17 protein-coding genes are annotated in these 19,936 nt (G+C 59.2%); 14 read left to right on the top strand and 3 right to left on the bottom strand.

The annotated features are described in order from the left end of the window. The first annotated feature begins 9 nt into the window (after positions 1–9). From PF1751_RS04085 to PF1751_RS04040, 10 genes are all read left to right on the top strand, one after another. A complete protein-coding gene (locus PF1751_RS04085; RefSeq protein WP_010213182.1) occupies positions 10–723 on the top strand; it encodes an SIMPL domain-containing protein in 714 nt (237 codons plus the stop codon). 90 nt (positions 724–813) lie between these two features. Beyond that, complete coding sequence (locus tag PF1751_RS04080; protein WP_010213185.1) at positions 814–2,415, top strand: ABC transporter substrate-binding protein; 1,602 nt, start codon at positions 814–816, stop codon at positions 2,413–2,415. A gap of 258 nt (positions 2,416–2,673) precedes the next feature. After that, positions 2,674–4,302, top strand: a complete 1,629-nt coding sequence (locus PF1751_RS04075; RefSeq protein ID WP_010213186.1) for an ABC transporter substrate-binding protein — start codon at positions 2,674–2,676, stop codon at positions 4,300–4,302. 331 nt (positions 4,303–4,633) lie between these two features. Further along, a complete protein-coding gene (locus tag PF1751_RS04070; protein WP_370737437.1) occupies positions 4,634–6,211 on the top strand; it encodes an ABC transporter substrate-binding protein in 1,578 nt (525 codons plus the stop codon). A gap of 170 nt (positions 6,212–6,381) precedes the next feature. Next, complete coding sequence (locus tag PF1751_RS04065) at positions 6,382–7,797, top strand: OprD family outer membrane porin (RefSeq protein WP_010213189.1); 1,416 nt, start codon at positions 6,382–6,384, stop codon at positions 7,795–7,797. 80 nt (positions 7,798–7,877) lie between these two features. Next, positions 7,878–9,476, top strand: coding sequence for an ABC transporter substrate-binding protein (locus PF1751_RS04060; RefSeq protein WP_010213190.1), 1,599 nt, complete (start codon positions 7,878–7,880; stop codon positions 9,474–9,476). 76 nt (positions 9,477–9,552) lie between these two features. Further along, complete coding sequence (locus tag PF1751_RS04055) at positions 9,553–10,563, top strand: ABC transporter permease subunit (RefSeq protein WP_003171721.1); 1,011 nt, start codon at positions 9,553–9,555, stop codon at positions 10,561–10,563. Positions 10,564–10,573: 10 nt separating this feature from the next. Beyond that, the gene (locus PF1751_RS04050) at positions 10,574–11,485 is read left to right on the top strand and encodes an ABC transporter permease subunit (RefSeq protein WP_010213191.1); all 912 of its coding nucleotides are present in this window, start codon (positions 10,574–10,576) and stop codon (positions 11,483–11,485) included. A gap of 10 nt (positions 11,486–11,495) precedes the next feature. Beyond that, the gene (locus PF1751_RS04045) at positions 11,496–12,464 is read left to right on the top strand and encodes an ABC transporter ATP-binding protein (RefSeq protein ID WP_010213192.1); all 969 of its coding nucleotides are present in this window, start codon (positions 11,496–11,498) and stop codon (positions 12,462–12,464) included. Continuing rightward, a complete protein-coding gene (locus tag PF1751_RS04040; protein ID WP_010213193.1) occupies positions 12,464–13,435 on the top strand; it encodes a peptide ABC transporter ATP-binding protein in 972 nt (323 codons plus the stop codon). The genes PF1751_RS04045 and PF1751_RS04040 overlap by 1 nt, the downstream gene beginning before the upstream one ends. A gap of 113 nt (positions 13,436–13,548) precedes the next feature. On the opposite strand, the gene PF1751_RS04035 is transcribed toward PF1751_RS04040, so the two are convergent. The 3 genes from PF1751_RS04035 to PF1751_RS04025 all read right to left on the bottom strand — a co-directional run bounded on the left by PF1751_RS04035 (position 13,549) and on the right by PF1751_RS04025 (position 15,896). Beyond that, on the bottom strand, positions 13,549–13,803 hold the full coding sequence (locus tag PF1751_RS04035; RefSeq protein ID WP_010213194.1) for a hypothetical protein: 255 nt from the start codon (positions 13,801–13,803) through the stop codon (positions 13,549–13,551). 96 nt (positions 13,804–13,899) lie between these two features. Next, complete coding sequence (locus PF1751_RS04030; protein ID WP_021491899.1) at positions 13,900–14,229, bottom strand: hypothetical protein; 330 nt, start codon at positions 14,227–14,229, stop codon at positions 13,900–13,902. A gap of 83 nt (positions 14,230–14,312) precedes the next feature. Next, positions 14,313–15,896: a peptide chain release factor 3 gene (locus PF1751_RS04025; protein WP_010213196.1), complete on the bottom strand. Its 1,584-nt coding sequence runs from the start codon at positions 15,894–15,896 to the stop codon at positions 14,313–14,315. 330 nt (positions 15,897–16,226) lie between these two features. On the opposite strand from PF1751_RS04025, the gene PF1751_RS04020 reads away from it, so the two are divergent. Genes PF1751_RS04020 through PF1751_RS04005 form a run of 4 tightly spaced genes read left to right on the top strand, consistent with a single transcriptional unit; the run spans position 16,227 to position 19,679 of the window. Beyond that, the gene (locus PF1751_RS04020) at positions 16,227–16,943 is read left to right on the top strand and encodes an ABC transporter permease (RefSeq protein WP_003215977.1); all 717 of its coding nucleotides are present in this window, start codon (positions 16,227–16,229) and stop codon (positions 16,941–16,943) included. A 20-nt stretch (positions 16,944–16,963) separates the two neighbouring features. Continuing rightward, a complete protein-coding gene (locus PF1751_RS04015) occupies positions 16,964–17,860 on the top strand; it encodes a glycine betaine ABC transporter substrate-binding protein (protein ID WP_010213199.1) in 897 nt (298 codons plus the stop codon). 11 nt (positions 17,861–17,871) lie between these two features. Beyond that, on the top strand, positions 17,872–18,525 hold the full coding sequence (locus PF1751_RS04010) for an ABC transporter permease (RefSeq protein ID WP_010213201.1): 654 nt from the start codon (positions 17,872–17,874) through the stop codon (positions 18,523–18,525). Next, a complete protein-coding gene (locus tag PF1751_RS04005) occupies positions 18,522–19,679 on the top strand; it encodes an osmoprotectant ABC transporter ATP-binding protein OsmV (RefSeq protein WP_010213202.1) in 1,158 nt (385 codons plus the stop codon). The genes PF1751_RS04010 and PF1751_RS04005 overlap by 4 nt, the downstream gene beginning before the upstream one ends. The last annotated feature ends 257 nt before the right edge of the window (positions 19,680–19,936 follow it).

Below are 19,936 nucleotides of genomic sequence, written 5' to 3'. Positions count from 1 at the left end.
GGAGCTTCCATGTCTCGTTTCACTCGCAGTGCAGCCGCCCTCACCCTCAGCGTCGGCACTCTGGTCAGCCTGCCAGCACTGGCCGCTGACGCACTGAACTACAACCAGATTTCCCTGCGCGCCGAGGTCAGCCAGGAGGTGGCCCGCGACAAGATGATCGTGACCCTGTACACCGAATCCCAGAACAGCGACCCGGCCAAGCTCGCCGCCGAAATCACCACCACCATGAACAAGGCCCTGGGCCAGGCCCGTGAAGTCAAAGGCGTGACCCTGCGCCAGGGCAGCCGCAACAGCTACCCGATCTACGACAGCAAGAACCAGAAAATCACCGGCTGGCGTGAACGCGCCGAACTGCGCCTGGAAAGCGCAGACTTCCCGGCGCTGTCCAAGCTCACCGGCGAACTGCAGAGCACCCTGAAAATGGACAACATGGAGTTCTCCATCGCCGACGCTACGCGCAAGTCCAGCGAAGATGCGCTGCTCAAAGATGCGGTCGCCGCGTTCAAAGCACGCGCACAATTGGCCACCGATGCGTTGGGTGGCAAGGGTTACAAGATCGTCAACCTGAACTTCAACACCAACGGCTACCCGATGCCCTATGCCCGTGGCGGCATGATGATGAAAGCCGCCATGGCCGATTCGGCACCTACGCCAGAAGTGGAAGCCGGCACCAGCCAAGTCAACATGAGCGCCGATGGCGTGATTGAAGTGCAGATGCCGTGACCCCTACCTGATAAACCTGAACGGCGTTACCCTCGGTAGCGCCGTTTTCGTTTGGGCAGCTTACATATGCCTGCCACTTCAGGGGTCTCCATGGAAAGAATCGCCTTAAAACCGCTCCTCCTCGCTGCCGGCCTGCTGGCCTGCATGCCGCTGGCCCAGGCGGCCAGTACCCTGGTCTACTGTTCCGAAGCCAGCCCCGCCGGTTTCGACCCCAGCCAGTACACCAGCGGCACCGATTTCGATGCGTCCGCCGAAACCGTGTTCAACCGCCTGACCCAGTTCAAGCGCGGCGGCACCGAAGTCGAACCTGGCCTGGCGACAAGCTGGGATATCTCCCAAGACGGCCTGACCTACACCTTCCACCTGCGCGATGGCGTCAAGTTCCACACCACCGATTTCTTCAGCCCTACCCGCGATTTCAACGCGGATGATGTGCTGTTTACCTTCAATCGCCTGCTCGATGCGCAAAGCCCATTTCGCCAGGCCTACCCCTCCGAGTCGCCGTACTTCACCGACATGGGGTTGAACACCACGATCAAGAGCGTCGACAAACTCGATGACCACACCGTGCGGTTCAACCTGAACAACGTCGATGCGTCGTTCGTCCAGAACCTGGCCATGAGCTTCGCCTCGGTGCAGTCCGCCGAGTACGCCGCGCAACTGCTCAAGCAAGGCAAGGCCGAAGAGATCAACCAGAAACCGGTGGGCACCGGGCCGTTCGTGTTCAAGCGCTACCAGAAGGATTCGCAGATCCGTTACGTGGCCAATAAACAGTATTGGAAACCCGAGGACGTGAAGCTCGACAACCTGGTGTTTGCCATCACCCCGGATGCGGCGTCGCGCCTGCAGAAGCTCAAGGCCGGCGAATGCCAGGTCAGCGGTTACCCGCGCCCTGCAGATATCGAGGTGATGAAGCAGGACCCGAACCTGCATGTGCTGCAACAAGCCGGTTTCAACCTGGGTTTCCTGGCCTATAACGTGACCCACCCACCACTTGATCAGCTCAAGGTGCGTCAGGCCCTGGACATGGCCATCGACAAGCCGGCGATCATCAAGGCCGTGTACCAGAGCGCCGGACAATTGGCGCAGAATGCCCTCCCTCCAGCGCAGTGGTCTTATGACCCCACCATCAAGGATGCACCCTATGACCCGACCAAGGCCAAGGCGCTACTAAAAGAAGCAGGGGTTGCACCCGGTACCACCGTCAACCTGTGGGCAATGACCGTACAACGCGCGTCCAACCCGAACGCGCGCATGTCGGCACAAATGATCCAGCAGGATTGGGAAAAGGTCGGCATCAAGGCCAATATCGTCAGTTATGAGTGGGGCGAATACATCAAACGCGCCAAAAATGGCGAGCATGACGCGATGATTTATGGCTGGACCGGCGACAACGGTGACCCGGATAACTGGCTCGGCGTGCTCTACAGTTGCGCTGCGGTCAAGGGCAGCAACTACGCCAAATGGTGTAACCCGGCCTACGACAAACTCGTGCAGCAGGCCAAGGTCAGCAACGACCGCGAACAGCGCATCAAGTGGTATCAACAGGCACAGAAAATCCTTAAGGAACAAGTACCTATAACGCCTATTGCGAACTCGACGGTTTTCCAGCCGCTGCGCAAGGAAGTCAAAGACTTCAAGATCAGCCCCTTTGGGCTGACGCCGTTCTATGGCGTGAGTCTAGATAAGTAACAGCAACGCCCCAACCGAGTGCGCTAGACGCCTCGGTTGGTCATTTTTGGTGCACCTCCTGCACCGAAAAAACCCTCAAAATATGCGCAAATATGTACAAACTTTCATAATTGCGACATTCCTGTACGTTCGTACCACTGTTTCAGCCTCGCGACGGTTCAGCATCTTGCAATGGGTATGGCGCCTGCATAAGTATCCGCAGGCCGACTCACGAGGTCGCCCTCACCACCAAAAATGACAACAAATCATGAGGCCAACATGCTTAAACACGCAGTCATTCCGTTAATTGTTAGCGCTGGCCTTATGGCCGCAGCTCCTTTCGCCCAAGCGGCGACTAACCTGGTGTTCTGCTCCGAAGGGAGCCCGGCCGGTTTCGACCCAGGCCAGTACACCACCGGAACAGACTTCGATGCCTCGGCCGAAACCATGTTCAACCGCCTGACCCAGTTCGAACGCGGCGGTACCGCTGTGATTCCTGGGCTCGCCACCAGCTGGGACGTTTCCCCGGATGGCTTGACCTACACCTTTCACCTGCGTGATGGCGTCAAGTTCCACACCACTTCGTACTTCAAGCCGACCCGTACCTTCAATGCCGATGACGTACTGTTCACGTTCAATCGCATGATCAACAAGGACGATCCGTTCCGCAAAGCCTACCCCACCGAGTTCCCGTACTTCACGGACATGGGGATGGACACCAACATCAAGAACATCGAGAAAGTCGACGAGCACACTGTCAAGTTCACCCTTGGCACCGTGGACGCCGCTTTCATCCAGAACCTGGCAATGAGCTTCGCCTCGATCCAGTCGGCTGAATACGCCGCTCAACTGCTCAAGGAAGGCAAGCCTGCGGACATCAACCAGAAGCCGATCGGCACTGGCCCGTTCGTGTTCAAGAGCTACCAGAAAGACTCGAACATCCGTTACACCGGCAACAAGGACTACTGGAAACCTGAAGACGTGAAGATCGACAACCTGATCTTCGCTATCACCACCGACCCGTCGGTGCGTATCCAGAAACTCAAGAAAAACGAATGCCAGATCACCCTGTTCCCACGTCCGGCCGACCTCAAGGCGCTGGGCGATGACAAGGACCTGAAACTGCCGCACCAGGCCGGTTTCAACCTGGGCTACATCGCTTACAACGTCATGGACAAGGTCAAGGGCAGCGACCAGCCAAACCCACTGGCCGACCTGCGCGTACGCCAGGCGCTGGACATGTCGGTGAACAAGCAGCAGATCATCGACTCCGTCTACCAGGGCGCCGGCCAGCTGGCTGTCAACGCCATGCCACCGACCCAATGGTCGTACGACACCACCATCAAGGATGCCAAGTACGACCCTGAGAAAGCCAAGTCGCTGCTCAAGGAAGCGGGCATCAAGGAAGGTACCGAAATCGTTCTGTGGGCCATGCCGGTTCAGCGTCCGTACAACCCGAACGCCAAGCTGATGGCTGAAATGCTGCAGAACGACTGGAAGAAGATCGGTCTCAACGTGAAGATCACCAGCTACGAGTGGGGCGAGTACATCAAGCGCTCCAAAGGTGGCGAGAACCAGGCCATGATCATTGGTTGGAGCGGTGACAATGGTGACCCGGACAACTGGCTGAACGTGCTGTTCGGCTGCGACTCGCTGTCCGGTAACAACTTCTCCAAATGGTGCGACAAGAAATTCGACGGCATCGTGAAAGAAGCCAAGGCTACGTCGGACGTCGCCAAACGCACCGAGCTGTATAAGCAGGCGCAACATATCCTCAAAGATGCTGTCCCGATGACACCTATCGCGCACTCGACGGTGTATCAACCCATGCGTTCCACCGTGCAGGACTTCAAGATCAGCCCGTTTGGCTTGAACTCCTTCTACGGCGTGAGCGTCAGCGGCAAGTAAGGATCATTGACGGCGACGTTTCTTAACGTCGCCGTTATTGCATCCGCCTGGACCGTAGGAAACAGACCACGCTCGCAATCGTTGCGTCCTACAGCAACGAATTGCGATGCGTGACGCCGTTGCCTACAAGGTCAATCCGATTTGGTGCATTTACTGCCAGCTCCGCGACCCATAACGTCGTAGGACAGCAGAGTCTCCAAATGCGGAAAGGCACTTGCTGCGTATGGGATCAGCGATGTCACCTTGGCCGAACGCCCGGGTGGTTGCTCGCTGATGACAACTACAAACAAGGATCGGGATCGTCATGCGCCATACCACCGTTCTATCCGCAATGTTTGCCACCAGCCTGCTGGCTGTGGCCACGATGGGCCACGCCGCCGACAAGCGGAGCCTGGTGTTCTGCTCGGAAGGCAGCCCGGCAGGCTTTGATACTGCGCAATACACCACCGCCACCGACAACGACGCGGCCGAGCCGCTGTACAACCGCCTGGTTGAGTTTGAAAAGGGCGAGACCGGTGTCGTACCTGCGTTGGCAACCAAGTGGGATATTTCGCCAGATGGCATGACCTATACTTTTCACCTGCGTGAAGGGGTGAAATTCCACAGCAACAAGGAATTCAAGCCGACGCGGGACTTCAACGCCGACGACGTGCTGTTTACCTTCAACCGCATGCTTGACCCCGACCATCCGTTTCGCAAGGCCTACCCCACCGAGTTCCCCTACTTCAACGGGATGAGCCTGAACAAGAACATTGCCAAGGTCGAAAAAACCGACCCGCACACCGTGGTGATGACCCTGAATACGGTCGACGCCGCGTTCATCCAAAACATCGCCATGAGTTTCGCCGCGATCCTGTCGGCTGAATATGCCGAGCAATTGCTCAAGGCCGGCAAGCCCAGCGACATCAACCAGAAGCCGATCGGCACTGGCCCCTTTGTGTTCCAGCGGTATCAGAAAGACTCGCAGATCCGCTATGTGGCCAACAAACAGTACTGGGACCCGAGCCGGGTCAAGCTGGACCAACTGATCTTCGCCATCAACACCGACGCTTCGGTGCGGGTGCAGAAACTCAAGGCCGGCGAATGCCAGGTCACCCTGCATCCGCGCCCAGCTGATGTCGACGCCCTCAAGGCCGACCCGAACCTGAAACTGCTGACCAAGCCCGGCTTCAACCTCGGCTACATTGCCTACAACGTGCGCCACAAGCCGTTCGACCAGCTCGAAGTGCGCCAGGCGCTGGACATGGCGGTGAACAAGCAGAGCATTCTCAACGCCGTGTACCAGGGCGCGGGGCAATTGGCGGTCAACGCCATGCCACCGACGCAGTGGTCCTACGACGACAGCATCAAGGACGCCGCCTACAACCCGGAAAAAGCCAAGGAACTGCTCAAGGCTGCCGGGGTGAAGGAAGGTACCGAGATCACCCTGTGGGCGATGCCGGTGCAACGTCCGTACAACCCCAACGCCAAGCTGATGGCCGAGATGCTGCAAAGCGACTGGGCCAAGATCGGCCTCAAGGTCAAGATCGTCAGCTACGAATGGGGCGAGTACATCAAGCGCACCAAGAACGGTGAGCACGATGTCAGCCTGATCGGCTGGACCGGTGACAACGGTGACCCGGACAACTGGCTGGGCACTCTCTACAGCTGCGACGCCATCGGCGGGAACAACTACTCCATGTGGTGCGACCCGGCGTACGACAAGCTGATCAAGCAAGCCAAGGTCGTGACCGACCGCGAACAAAGGACTGTTCTGTACAAACAGGCGCAGCAACTGCTCAAGCAGCAGGTGCCCATCACGCCAGTCGCCCACTCGACGGTCAACCAGCCGTTAAGCGCCAAAGTCGAAGGTTTCAAAGTGAGCCCCTTCGGCCGCAACGTGTTCTCGGGCGTCAGTATCACCCCATAAGAAAATAACCGGATTGCGCAGGGCGGGCCCCGCCTTGCTGCAAACGCGCGGCCTTTTGTTGGGATTTTTCCTACGCCAAACGTTTGCATGAGCTTGAACGAGTTACACACCCAATAGCCGGATCACCAAAAAAGACCGGCATTAAAAAGAGAACCAAAGGAGCTTCATTCATGAAACTGAGCAGCAAAGCGCTTCTGGCCCTGGCCATCAGCAGCATCACGGCTACCGCCTACGCTGAAACCACCAGCCAGGACTTCGTTCCGACCACTTTGGCCGGCACCAGCGCCCAAAGTGAGGCCAAAGGCTTTATCGACGGTCAAAGCCTGGGCGGTACCACGCGTAACTGGTACTCCAACGAAATGAAATTTCGTGGTCAGAAATTCGGTTACTACAAAAATGCCGCCGATAAAGCCGCAGATGTAAAAACCAACGTTTCCCGCCGTTACAACTGGGCCCAAGGCACCATCCTCAACTACTCCTCGGGCTTCACCCAGGGCACCGTTGGCGTGGCCACCGAAGTGGCGGCCTATAACTACATCGCGTTGATCGATGATCAAAAAGATATCGCTGGCGGCTCCAACCGCACCCTGGCCCACACTTACGGTGACGCCGTAGGCCAATGGAGCAAACTGGGCCTGGCCAACGTCAAGTTCCGTGTTTCGAACACGACCTTGACCGCCGGTCGCCAGAACTTCAGCAGCGGCATCATGGACACCATCGGCAACCGTGCGCTGCCTTCGAGCTTTGAAGGTGTGAGCTTCAACAGCGAAGAATTCAGCAACCTGTCGTTCCAAGGTGGCGTGTTTGACCGCGTTTCGCCACGTACCGAACAAAGCCTGTCGAAATTCCGCAGTGAGTACAGCAGCAGCGGCGTTGAGACCGACAAGGTCTACACCCTGGGCTTCAACTACCAGCCGCTGAAAAGCCTGAAAACCAGCGTCTTCGCCGCTAACGTCAAAGACTTCTGGAACCAGTACTACTTCGGCGCTACCCATGAACTGGGTGACAGCCAGGTACTGAGCCTGACCACAGGCCTGAACTACTACAAGACCGTCGACGAAGGCAAAAAGTTGATGGGCGAAATCGACAACGATACCTACTCGCTGTCGCTCGGCCTGACTCACCAAGCTCATAGCCTGACCTTCTCGTACCAGGAAGTGAACGGTAACGAGTACTTCGACTACCTGCACGAAACCAACGGCATCTACCTGGCCAACTCCCTGACCTCTGACTTCAACGGTCCAAACGAGAAGTCCTTCCAGGTTGCCTACGCCATCAACATGGCCGAATACGGCGTTCCAGGCCTGAAGTTCAACATCTACTCGGCACGCGGCTGGGGCATTGACGGGACTCACTACCGTGGCGACAACGGCGTGAAAGACTTCGCCTACAACGGCATCCAGGCCCAGAACGGCGAACACCACCAGGAATACGGCATTGGTTCTTCCTATGCGATCCAGAGCGGTCCTCTGAAAGCGACTACTGTTCGCGCCACCTACGTGACGCACCGCGCCAGCGAAAACCAGTCTGACGGCAACCTGCGCGAATTCCGCCTGGTTACTACCATCCCATTCAACATTCTTTAATTAGCGCCAGGTAGACGGCGGGCTCAGGACGAGCCCGCCGTCTACGCTTGTCTGGTCCCATCGATTGCAGAGGGCTCTGAATGAAAATGCTCCCGCTACAAGCCGCTATGGCTGCCGCGCTGTTGAGCGTGGCGATCGGCGTTTCGGCCAAACCACTGGTGGTCTGCACCGAAGCCAGCCCGGAAGGTTTTGACCCGGTCTTGTACACCACGGCCGTGACCGCTGACGCCGCGGCTGAAACCATGTTCAACCGCCTGGTGGACTTCAAGCCCGGCACTACCGAAGTGGTTCCCGCGCTGGCCAAAGACTTGCCCGAGATCAGCGCCGATGGCCTGACCTACACTTTTCACCTGCGTGACGATATCAAGTTCCACACCACCGATTACTTCAAACCCACGCGCAACATGAACGCCGACGACGTGCTTTGGAGTTTCCAGCGTCAGCTGGACCCGAATCACCCGTGGCATAAAAAGTCCCTCGTGGGTTACCCGTACTTCGAAAGCATGGGCTTCAAGGAACTGCTCAAGAGCGTAGAAAAGACTGACGATCACACCGTCGTCTTTACCCTGACCCGTCCTGAAGCACCGTTCCTGGCCGACCTGGGCATGGCATTCTCTTCAATCCATTCGAAGGAATACGCCGACCAGTTGCTCAAATCCGGCAAGACCGAAGACCTCAACGCCAAGCCCATCGGCACGGGCCCGTTCGTCTTCACCCGCTACCAGAAAGACGCCCAGGCGCGGTTCAAGGCCAACCCCGACTACTTCCGTGGCAAACCGGCAGTCGACCCGTTGATCCTGGCGATCAGCACCGATAACAACGTGCGCCTGCAGAAGCTCAAGGCCAACGAATGTCAGATCGCGTTGTTTCCCAAGCCCGATGACATTCCAAGCATCAAGAAAGACCCGAACCTGAAAGTCGACGAACTGGCGGCGATGACCACCAGCTACACCGCGTTGAACACCACGCACAAATACATGAGCGATGCGCGGGTCCGTCACGCGATCAACATTGCGTTCGACAAGGCCGGCTATACCGAAGCCCTGTTCGGCAAAGGCAATGCGGTGGTGGGCACCGGCCCTTATCCGCCGACCTTGCTGGGTTTCAACGAAAAACTGAAGAACCCGCCCCGCGATCTGGACAAAGCCCGCGCGCTGCTCAAGGAAGCCGGCGTACCGGAAGGCACCGAGTTCACCCTGTTCACCCGCAACGGCGGCGGCCCGACCAACCCTAACCCGATGCTCGGCGCACAGCGCATGCAGGCGGACCTGGCGCAGATCGGCCTGAAGGTGAATATCAAAGTCATGGAATGGGGCGAAATGCTCAAGCGTGCTAAAAACGGCGAGCACGACATGGTTTCGGCTGGGTGGGTGGGTGATAACGGCGACCCGGACAATTTCCTGACCCCGAACCTGAGTTGCGATGCAGCGAAAAACGGCGAAAACTACGCCCGCTGGTGTAACAAAGAGTTTCAAGACTTGATCGACAAAGCTCGCGCCATCGCTGAACCCGCCCAGCGCGCTGCACTCTATGAACAAGCACAGGACGTTTTCGATAAGGACCAACCATGGCTTCCCATGGCTTACCCGAAACTGTTCACCGCCATGCGCAAGAACGTAGAAGGCTTCACCCAAAGCCCTCTGGGTACAAATAACTTCGCCACCACCCAGGTGAAGTAAATAAGAAAAACGCTCGGCGCCGTCGCTATTGACGGCGCCGGACCTGCCTAACCGGCTGATTGAGGTACACGACAAGATGTTTAGTTTTATTGCCCGCCGACTGGGGTTATTGATCCCCACGTTTTTCGGCATAACGTTGCTCACGTTTGCGTTGATTCGCATGATCCCTGGCGACCCCGTCGAAGTCATGATGGGCGAGCGGCGCGTCGACCCCGAGATGCACGCACAGGCAATGGAACGCCTTGGTCTTAACAAGCCGCTGTATGCGCAATACCTGGATTACGTCGGCAAACTGGCCCAGGGTGACCTTGGCGAATCGCTGCGTACCCGCACCAGCGTGTGGACTGAATTCACCGCCCTCTTCCCGGCGACCCTGGAACTGTCCATGGCCGCCCTGTTGTTCGCCGGTATCCTGGGCCTGTTGGCCGGGGTGATCGCGGCGCTTAAACGAGGATCCCTGTTCGACCATGGGGTGATGGGCATCTCCCTCGCGGGATACTCGATGCCGATCTTCTGGTGGGGCCTGATCCTGATCATGTTCTTCTCGGTCAGCCTGGGCTGGACCCCGGTGTCCGGGCGTATCGACCTGCTTTACGACATCGAGCCGCGCACCGGCTTCATGCTGATCGACACCCTGCTGGCTGACGAGCCGGACGCGTTCTGGGATGCCCTGCACCACCTGATCCTGCCGGCCATCGTGCTCGGTACCATTCCGCTGGCGGTGATCGCACGGATGACCCGTTCGTCGATGCTCGAAGTGCTGCGCGAAGACTACATCCGCACCGCCAAGGCCAAAGGCCTGTCGCCGGCGCGCGTGGTGTTCGTGCACGGCCTGCGTAACGCACTGATCCCGGTATTGACCGTGGTCGGCCTGCAAGTCGGCACGCTGTTGGCCGGTGCGGTATTGACCGAAACCATCTTCTCCTGGCCCGGCATCGGCAAATGGCTGATCGAAGCCATTGGCGCGCGGGACTACCCGGTGGTGCAGAACGGCATCCTGTTGATCGCCTGCCTGGTGATCCTGGTGAACTTCGTGGTGGATATCCTCTACGGCTTCGCCAACCCACGCATCCGTCACCAGCGCTGAGATCATGACCATGACCACACCTACTCCAGTGTCAGCAGTCGATCAAAGCCTGCTGTACCCGTCTCCGTACAAAGAATTCTGGCAAGCCTTTTCCAAGAACAAAGGCGCGGTTGCCGGCCTGCTGTTCATGTTGCTGATCGTGTTCTGCGCGATCTTTGCCCCGTGGGTTGCACCGCATAACCCGAGCGAGCAATACCGCGACTTCCTGCTGACCCCGCCAGCCTGGCTGGAAGGTGGGCAGATGCAATTCCTGCTGGGCACCGACGAACTGGGCCGTGATTTGCTCTCGCGCCTGATCCAGGGCTCGCGCCTGTCCTTGCTGATCGGTTTGTCGTCGGTGGTGATGTCGCTGATCCCGGGGATCCTGCTGGGTCTGTTCGCCGGGTTCTTCCCGCGCTTGCTCGGCCCGACCATCATGCGCTTGATGGACATCATGCTGGCCCTGCCGTCGCTGCTGCTTGCTGTAGCCATTGTCGCGATCCTCGGCCCTGGCCTGATCAACACCGTGATCGCCATCGCGATCGTGTCGTTGCCGTCCTATGTTCGCCTGACCCGCGCTGCGGTAATGGGCGAGCTGAACCGTGACTACGTGACCGCCGCCCGCCTCGCCGGCGCCGGCCTGCCACGTCTGATGTTCATCACCGTGCTGCCCAACTGCATGGCGCCGCTGATCGTTCAGGCCACCTTGAGCTTTTCCTCGGCGATCCTCGATGCCGCGGCTCTGGGCTTCCTTGGCCTTGGCGTACAACCGCCAACCCCGGAGTGGGGCACCATGCTGGCTTCGGCCCGTGACTACATCGAACGCGCCTGGTGGGTGGTGAGCCTGCCTGGTTTGACCATTTTGCTCAGCGTGCTGGCAATCAACTTGATGGGCGACGGCCTGCGCGATGCGCTGGACCCGAAACTCAAGAACGCCGCCTGAGGAGATTCCCATGTCACTGTTAGAAATCAAGAATCTCAACGTCCGCTTCGGCGACAAGACCGCCGTGCCGGTGGTCGATGGCCTCGACATCTCCGTCGACAAAGGTGAAGTACTGGCGATCGTTGGTGAGTCGGGTTCGGGTAAATCCGTGACCATGATGGCGCTGATGGGCCTGATCGAACACCCCGGCATCGTCACCGCCGACGCGCTGAACTTCGACGGCAAGGACATGCTCAAGCTGAGCAACCGCCAGCGCCGTCAGATCGTCGGCAAAGACCTGGCGATGGTATTCCAGGACCCGATGACTGCACTGAACCCCAGCTACACCGTGGGTTTCCAGATTGAAGAAGTGCTGCGCCTGCACCTGAAAATGTCCGGCAAACAAGCGCGCAAGCGTGCCATCGAGTTGTTGGAAAAAGTCGAAATCCCAGGCGCTGCCAGCCGTATGGATGCCTACCCGCATCAACTGTCCGGCGGTATGAGCCAGCGTGTCGCAATCGCCATGGCGATTGCCGGCGAGCCGAAACTGCTGATTGCGGATGAGCCGACGACTGCACTGGACGTGACCATCCAAGCGCAGATCATGGAACTGCTGCTGGCCCTGCAGAAAGAACAGAACATGGGCCTGGTGCTGATCACCCACGACCTCGCGGTCGTGGCGGAAACCGCCCAGCGCGTGTGCGTGATGTACGCCGGCCAAGCCGTGGAAGTCGGCCAGGTACCGCAACTGTTCGACATTCCAGCGCACCCTTACAGCGAAGCGCTGCTCAAGGCGATCCCGGAGCACAGCCTCGGCGCCACGCGCCTGGCCACGCTGCCCGGTATCGTACCCGGCCGCTATGACCGTCCGCAGGGCTGCCTGCTGTCGCCGCGTTGCCCTTACGTGCAGGAAAACTGCCGTACCCAGCGTCCCGACCTTGACCCGAAAACCAACAGCCTCGCGCGCTGCTTCTACCCCTTGAACCAGGAGGTGGCGTAATGGCCGTCGTTCTTACCGCCCGCGACCTTACCCGTCACTACGAAGTGTCCCGTGGCCTGTTCAAGGGCCACGCCACGGTGCGTGCCCTCAATGGCGTGTCCTTCGAGCTCGAAGCCGGCAAGACCCTTGCGGTTGTAGGCGAGTCGGGTTGCGGCAAATCCACCCTGGCCCGCGCGCTCACATTGATTGAAGAGCCGTCTTCCGGTTCCCTGAAAATCGCCGGACAAGAAGTCGCGGGCGCCGACAAGGCCCAGCGCAAGCAACTGCGCAAAGACGTGCAAATGGTGTTCCAGAGCCCGTACGCCTCGCTGAACCCACGGCAGAAAGTCGGTGATCAACTGGCCGAGCCGCTGCTGATCAACACCAACCTGTCTGCCGCCGAACGCCGCGAGAAGGTACAGGCGATGATGAAGCAAGTGGGCCTGCGCCCTGAGCATTATCAGCGCTACCCGCACATGTTCTCCGGCGGCCAGCGCCAACGGATCGCCCTGGCCCGCGCCATGATGCTGCAACCGAAAGTGTTGGTGGCGGATGAACCGACTTCCGCGCTGGACGTGTCGATCCAGGCCCAGGTGCTCAACCTGTTCATGGACCTGCAGCAGGAATTCAACACCGCCTACGTGTTCATTTCCCACAACCTGGCAGTGGTGCAACACGTTGCCGACGACGTGATGGTGATGTACCTCGGTCGCCCAGTGGAGGTCGGTCCCAAGGAAGACATCTATGCACGCCCGCTGCACCCGTATACGCAGGCGCTGCTGTCGGCGACCCCGACCATCCATCCAGACCCGAACAAGCCGAAGATCAAAATCGTCGGCGAGCTGCCCAACCCGCTGAACCCGCCGCCCGGCTGCGCCTTCCACAAGCGCTGCCCGTATGCGACCGCGCGATGCAGCACCGAGGAGCCGCAACTGCGGCCGTTGGATAACCGTCAGGTGGCTTGCCACTACGCGGAGCAGTTCGTCGCGTGACATCGCAACAAAAATGCCCTGGGTGATCAGCCCAAGGCATTGCAAGTGTTCTACAGCCCTTCCCATCAGGTTGCGCATCAGCCGGGTGGGAGGGGCTTTCTTTTGGGCGATGCCTACGTCTGGCTGTCGCCTTCATCGTCCGGATCATCACTGTCCGGTTCGTCGGTGGTGGAATCATCATCGCCCTCACTGCCACCCTGGTCCTTGTCGCCAGGCTCCGCCTCAGACTTCGCCAATTGCAGATCCTGGCGATGCCCAGAAGACCCAACACTGCTCTGCAGCGGGTTATGCGCCCAGGCCGACGACATCCCCAACGACAACAGCACCAGCACCTTTATCAACAGCACGACTCGTTGAAAAATACTCATGGTTGATTCCGTCCAGTCAGTAGGTAGATCCCACGCGACAGCCGTTTACCGCCGCCATCGTTGACGCTAGTCGCGATGCCGGGATAGCGCCAGGTATCAGGTTTCGCCGTCGTCGTAGGTTTCACTGTCCTCGCCATCGTTGTAGGGATTTTCCTGATCTTCCTTCGGGGCGGGCTGGGCTTGCGGTTTCCAGCTGCCGGAGTTGACCTCTTGCTGCTTTTTCTTGGTGACAGGGCCGGTGTCTTTCCATTGGGGCGTTCCAGCGCCCGCCAGCGCCCAATTGCCGGCCAGCCCCAGAGCCGCCAGCAACATCAGCTGAACGGCACGTTGAGTTATACGCAAGGTCGCCTCCTGATCCGTCGGTGAGTGGGTGAAGTAGTTGAATACGCTAGACCCGATGCGGGCTTCTTGCCAATCGATCGCCATGCGCAGATCAAAATGTGGTGTTCAGCGCCCACAAAAAAGGGCGAAGCCATGACAGCCTCGCCCTTTTATAAACCGCTCAGACCTTAATGGTGCTCACGGGTTGCGCGGAATTTCACATCTGGCCAGCGCTCTTCCATCAGCGCCAGGTTGACTCGGGTCGGGGCCAGGTAGGTCAGGTGACCACCGCCATCCACCGCCAGGTTTTCCACGGCCTTGTTGGAGAACTCTTCCAACTTCTTCTTATCGCTGCAATCGATCCAGCGCGCGGAGTACACAGTGATCGGCTCATACGAGCACTCAACCTTGTATTCCTCTTTCAGGCGGCTGGCGACCACATCGAACTGCAGCACGCCGACGGCGCCGAGGATGATGTCGTTGCTGCGCTCGGGGAAGAACACCTGGGTGGCGCCCTCTTCCGCCAATTGCTGCAAGCCTTGGCGCAGTTGCTTGGATTTCAGCGGGTCACGCAGGCGGACGCGGCGGAACAGTTCCGGTGCGAAGTGCGGGATACCGGTGAACCCCAGCGCTTCGCCTTCGGTGAAGGTGTCGCCGATCTGGATGGTGCCGTGGTTGTGCAGGCCGATGATGTCGCCCGCGTAGGCTTCCTCGAGCTGTTCACGCTCGGAGGAGAAGAACGTCAGGGCGTCGCCGATGCGTACGTCCTTGCCGGTGCGCACGTGGCGCATCTTCATGCCTTTTTCGTATTTACCGGAGCAGATGCGCATGAAGGCAATACGGTCGCGGTGTTTAGGGTCCATGTTCGCCTGGATCTTGAACACGAATCCGGTGAACTTCTCTTCGACCGGCTCTACGGTGCGTTCGTTGGCGACACGTGCCAACGGGCGCGGGGCCCAATCCACTACAGCGTCGAGCACATGGTCGACACCGAAGTTGCCTAGGGCGGTACCGAAGAACACCGGGGTCAACTGGCCGTCGAGGAATTCCTGCTGGTTGAACTCATGGCAGGCGCCCTGCACCAGTTCCAACTGGTCGACAAAGCGGTCGTACTCGTCACCCAGGTGGGCGCGGGCTTCGTCGGAGTCGAGTTTCTCGATGATCTTGGTTTCGGTGCGCTCGTGACCATGGCCGGCGGTGTAGACAATGATGTAGTCGTCGGCCAGGTGGTAAACGCCCTTGAAGTCGCGGTAGCAACCGATCGGCCAGGTGATCGGTGCGGCCTTGATCTTCAGGACGGCTTCGATTTCATCGAGCAGCTCGATCGGGTCGCGGATGTCGCGGTCGAGTTTGTTGATGAAGCTGACGATCGGCGTGTCACGCAGACGGCACACGTCCATCAGCGCGATGGTGCGCGGCTCGACGCCCTTACCGCCGTCGAGGACCATCAGTGCCGAGTCCACCGCAGTCAGGGTGCGGTAGGTGTCTTCGGAGAAGTCTTCGTGGCCCGGGGTGTCGAGCAGGTTGACCATGTGGTCGCGATACGGGAACTGCATGACCGACGTGGTAATGGAAATACCCCGTTGTTTTTCCATTTCCATCCAGTCAGAGGTGGCATGGCGGTCGGATTTGCGGGATTTCACCGTGCCGGCCACCGCGATTGCCTTGCCCATCAGCAACAGCTTCTCGGTGATGGTGGTTTTACCGGCATCGGGGTGGGAAATAATGGCGAAAGTGCGGCGTTTCGCGACTTCGGCGGCCTGGTGGGTCATGGGAAATCGCCTGGCAGGTGAGTCAAAAAAGGGCGGCGAGTATAGCGCAAACCCAGGCAGCCAGACCACCGTTCAGCCCATTGGGGGTGGCTAAATGCTGCCAAGTGTGGAACCTTTTAAAAGGTAGAGACGTCCACTCCCCTGCTACCGCACTCGGAACAGGGGCTGATAAATCAGCAAGTTAGCCTGACGAGGCTGCGCTCATGGCTCGATCGCATACCGCGTTGCCGGTATCGGCGAGCTGCATTTCGCGACCACATTCAGAGGCAGCCAGGCATGGCATGCCACGAAGGAATGTGTTCGCCGACAGAAGAAAAAAGGAGTCCGCCTGTGGCTATTCGCTATGGCAAAGGGCTGATAGGAGGAGCGGTTGTCGTCGCCCTCTTGGCCCTGCTGGTCCACTGGATCGGCATCAACACGATCGAACTGTACCGCGACGATTTGTTGTTTTACCTGCAAGCTCATCTGATCCTGGTTCTTGTCTCCATGCTGGCCGCCCTGATTGTGGGGATCCCCGCCGGTATCCTGCTCAGTCGACCGAACATGGTCGGGCGTGCAGAACGCTTCATGCAGATCTTCAACATCGGCAACACCGTCCCTCCCCTGGCCGTACTGGCCATCGCCCTCGGCGTCCTCGGCATCGGCAGCGGCCCTGCGATTTTCGCCCTGTTCCTCGCCTCCTTGCTGCCCATTGTGCGCAATACCTACGAAGGCCTGAAAAACGTGCAGGGTTCCTTGAAGGAAGCCGCCGTCGGCATCGGTATGACACCGCGCCAAGTGCTGTTTCGCGTCGAATTGCCCAACGCCGTGCCGATCATCATCGGTGGCGTGCGCGTGGCGCTGGCGATCAACGTCGGTACCGCACCGCTGGCCTTCCTGATCGGCGCCAACAGCCTGGGCAGCCTGATCTTCCCCGGCATCGCCCTGAACAACCAGCCGCAATTGCTACTCGGCGCCGCGTGCACCGCGCTGCTGGCGTTGTTGCTTGACGGTCTGGTGACCATGGCCAGCCGCCTCTGGCTGGAACGCGGGTTGCGTCCGTCTTAAGGCTTGGCAAAGGAAATCACATGAAAAGACTGACCCTGATATTGAGCTGCGTCCTGCTGTTTGCAGGCATTGCGCAAGCCGCCGAAAAACCGGTGATCCGCATCGGCGCCCGGGTGTTCACCGAACAGACCCTGCTCGCCGAAATCACTTCCCAGTACCTGCGTACCAAGGGCTACGACGCCCGTGTGACTGGCGGCCTGGGCAGCAACCTGGCGCGCAGTGCCCAGGAAAGCGGGCAACTGGACCTGATCTGGGAGTACACCGGCGTGTCGCTGGTGGCCTACAACCATGTCGACGAGAAACTCGACAGCGAACAGTCCTACGCTCGAGTCAAAGAACTCGACGCTAAAAAAGGCCTGATCTGGCTCTCGCCGTCGCGCTTCAGCAATACCTACGCCCTGGCCCTGCCCGAGAACGTGGCCAAGGAGTTCCCGCAGATCAACAGCATCAGCGACCTGACCCACGCCCTGGCGGAAAAAACCAAAGGCACGCGCCTGGTGGCGCTGGACACCGAGTTCGCCAACCGGTCCGACGGCATGGGCGGCATGGTCAAGCTGTATGACATGAACCTCACGCGTAAAAACACCCGGCAGATGGACGCCGGCCTGGTCTACACCGCCCTGCGTAACGGTCAAGTGTTTGCCGGTTTGGTCTACACCACCGATGGTCGCCTGAACGCCTTCAAACTGAAGCTGCTGGAAGACGACAAGCATTACTTCCCGGACTACACCGCCGCACCGGTGATCCGTCAGGCGTATCTCGACCAGCATCCAACCCTCGCGGCTGAACTCAAGCCGCTGGCCGATCTGTTCGACGACGAAACCATGCGCCAGTTGAACGCGCGGGTCGACGTCGACCATGAAAGCCCATCCGCTGTTGCCGCCGACTTCCTGCGCCAACATCCCATCAATCAATAAGAGGAGAAGACATGGAATTCCTGAACGCCTTTTCCCATCTTGATTGGGCCCAAGTCCTACAACTGACCGGACAGCACATCACCTTGGTCGGCATCGCCGTGATCCTCGCGATCCTGATCGGCGTGCCCCTGGGCATTCTGATGACACGCTTTCCGACCCTGGCCGGTCCGCTGCAAGCCAGCGCCACCGTGTTGCTGACTGTACCGTCCATCGCGCTGTTCGGTCTGCTGCTGCCGTTCTATTCCAAGTTCGGCCAGGGCCTGGGGCCGATGCCGGCGATCACCGCCGTGTTCCTCTACTCCCTGCTGCCGATCATGCGTAACACCTACCTGGCCCTCACCGGGGTGGAACCGGGCATTCGCGAAGCCGCACGCGGCATCGGCATGACCTTCGGCCAGCGCCTGCGCATGGTCGAGCTGCCCATCGCCGTGCCGGTGATCCTCGCCGGTGTGCGCACCGCCGTGGTGATGAACATTGGTGTCATGACCATCGCCGCCACCATCGGCGCCGGTGGCCTGGGTGTACTTATTCTGGCTTCCATCAGCCGCAGCGACATGTCGATGCTGATCGTTGGCGCCGTGCTGGTCAGTCTCCTGGCCATCTTCGCCGACCTGCTTCTGCAATGGCTGCAACGCTCGCTGACTCCAAAAGGATTGCTCAAATGATCGAACTTCAAAACCTGTCCAAGACCTTCCAAAGCAACGGCAAGACTGTGACGGCCGTGAACGATGTAAGCCTGACCGTCAATGAAGGCGAGATTTGCGTCTTTCTCGGCCCGTCGGGCTGCGGCAAGAGCACCACGCTGAAAATGATCAACCGCCTGATCAAGCCCACCTCGGGCAAGATCCTGATCAATGGCGAAGACACCACCGACCTCGACGAAGTGACCCTGCGTCGCAACATCGGTTATGTGATCCAGCAGATCGGTCTGTTCCCCAACATGACCATCGAGGAAAACATCGTGGTCGTGCCTAAATTACTCGGCTGGGACAAGCAGAAATGCCATGACCGCGCTCGCGAGTTGATGAGCATGATCAAGCTGGAGCCCAAGCAATACCTGCACCGCTACCCGCGTGAGCTGTCGGGTGGCCAGCAACAGCGCATCGGCGTGATCCGTGCCCTGGCGGCCGATGCGCCACTGCTGCTGATGGACGAACCGTTCGGCGCGGTCGACCCGATCAACCGCGAGATGATCCAGAACGAGTTCTTCGAGATGCAGCGCGCGCTGAACAAGACCGTGATCATGGTCAGCCACGACATCGACGAAGCCATCAAGCTGGGCGACAAGATCGCCATCTTCCGCGCCGGCAAGCTGTTGCAGATCGATCATCCGGACACCCTGCTCGCCCACCCGGCCGACGAATTCGTCAGTAACTTCGTGGGCCAGGACAGTACCCTCAAGCGCCTGTTGCTGGTGAAGGCCGAAGATGCGGCGGACAACGCGCCGTCGGTGAGCCCCGAGACGCCGGTGGCCGATGCATTGGAATTGATGGATGAGCATGACCGCCGCTACATGGTGGTCACCTGTGCCGAGAACAAAGCACTGGGGTATGTACGACGTCGCGACCTGCACCGTCAGACCGGGACTTGCGGCCAGTACCTGCGCGAGTTCAACGCCACGGCGGCGTATGACGAGCATCTGCGCATCCTGTTGTCGCGCATGTATGAGTTCAACCGGTCGTGGCTGCCGGTGATGGATGCGGAGCGGGTATTCCTCGGCGAAGTGACCCAGGAGTCGATTGCCGAGTACCTGAGTTCCGGTAAGTCCCGTGGGGGCAAGACCAGTATTGTGTCGCCTGCCGAGACCGCCCTGGCCTGATATGACTCGACTCGGTTAAAACATGTGGGAGCGGGCTTGCTCGCGAATACGGAGTGTCAGTCACTGAATAGAGTGACTGATGCAGCACTTTCGCGAGCAAGCCCGCTCCCACATTTGGTCTGAGGTGTGCCAGGGAAATTCCAGCGAATTGCCCCTTCCGGGGAACATCATTCCGTCATACCTGTCGGTTACATAAGTAGCTGCACCGGTTCCCGCGACGAACGCGTGCAAAAACGCGACATTTTTAGTTGATCTAT

Origin of the sequence: Pseudomonas simiae, assembly GCF_000934565.1 — a bacterium.
Classification (GTDB): Bacteria; Pseudomonadota; Gammaproteobacteria; order Pseudomonadales; family Pseudomonadaceae; genus Aquipseudomonas; species Aquipseudomonas simiae.
The sequence above is the reverse complement of the archived record's forward strand: the minus strand, read 5'-3'. Positions and strand labels throughout refer to the sequence as shown.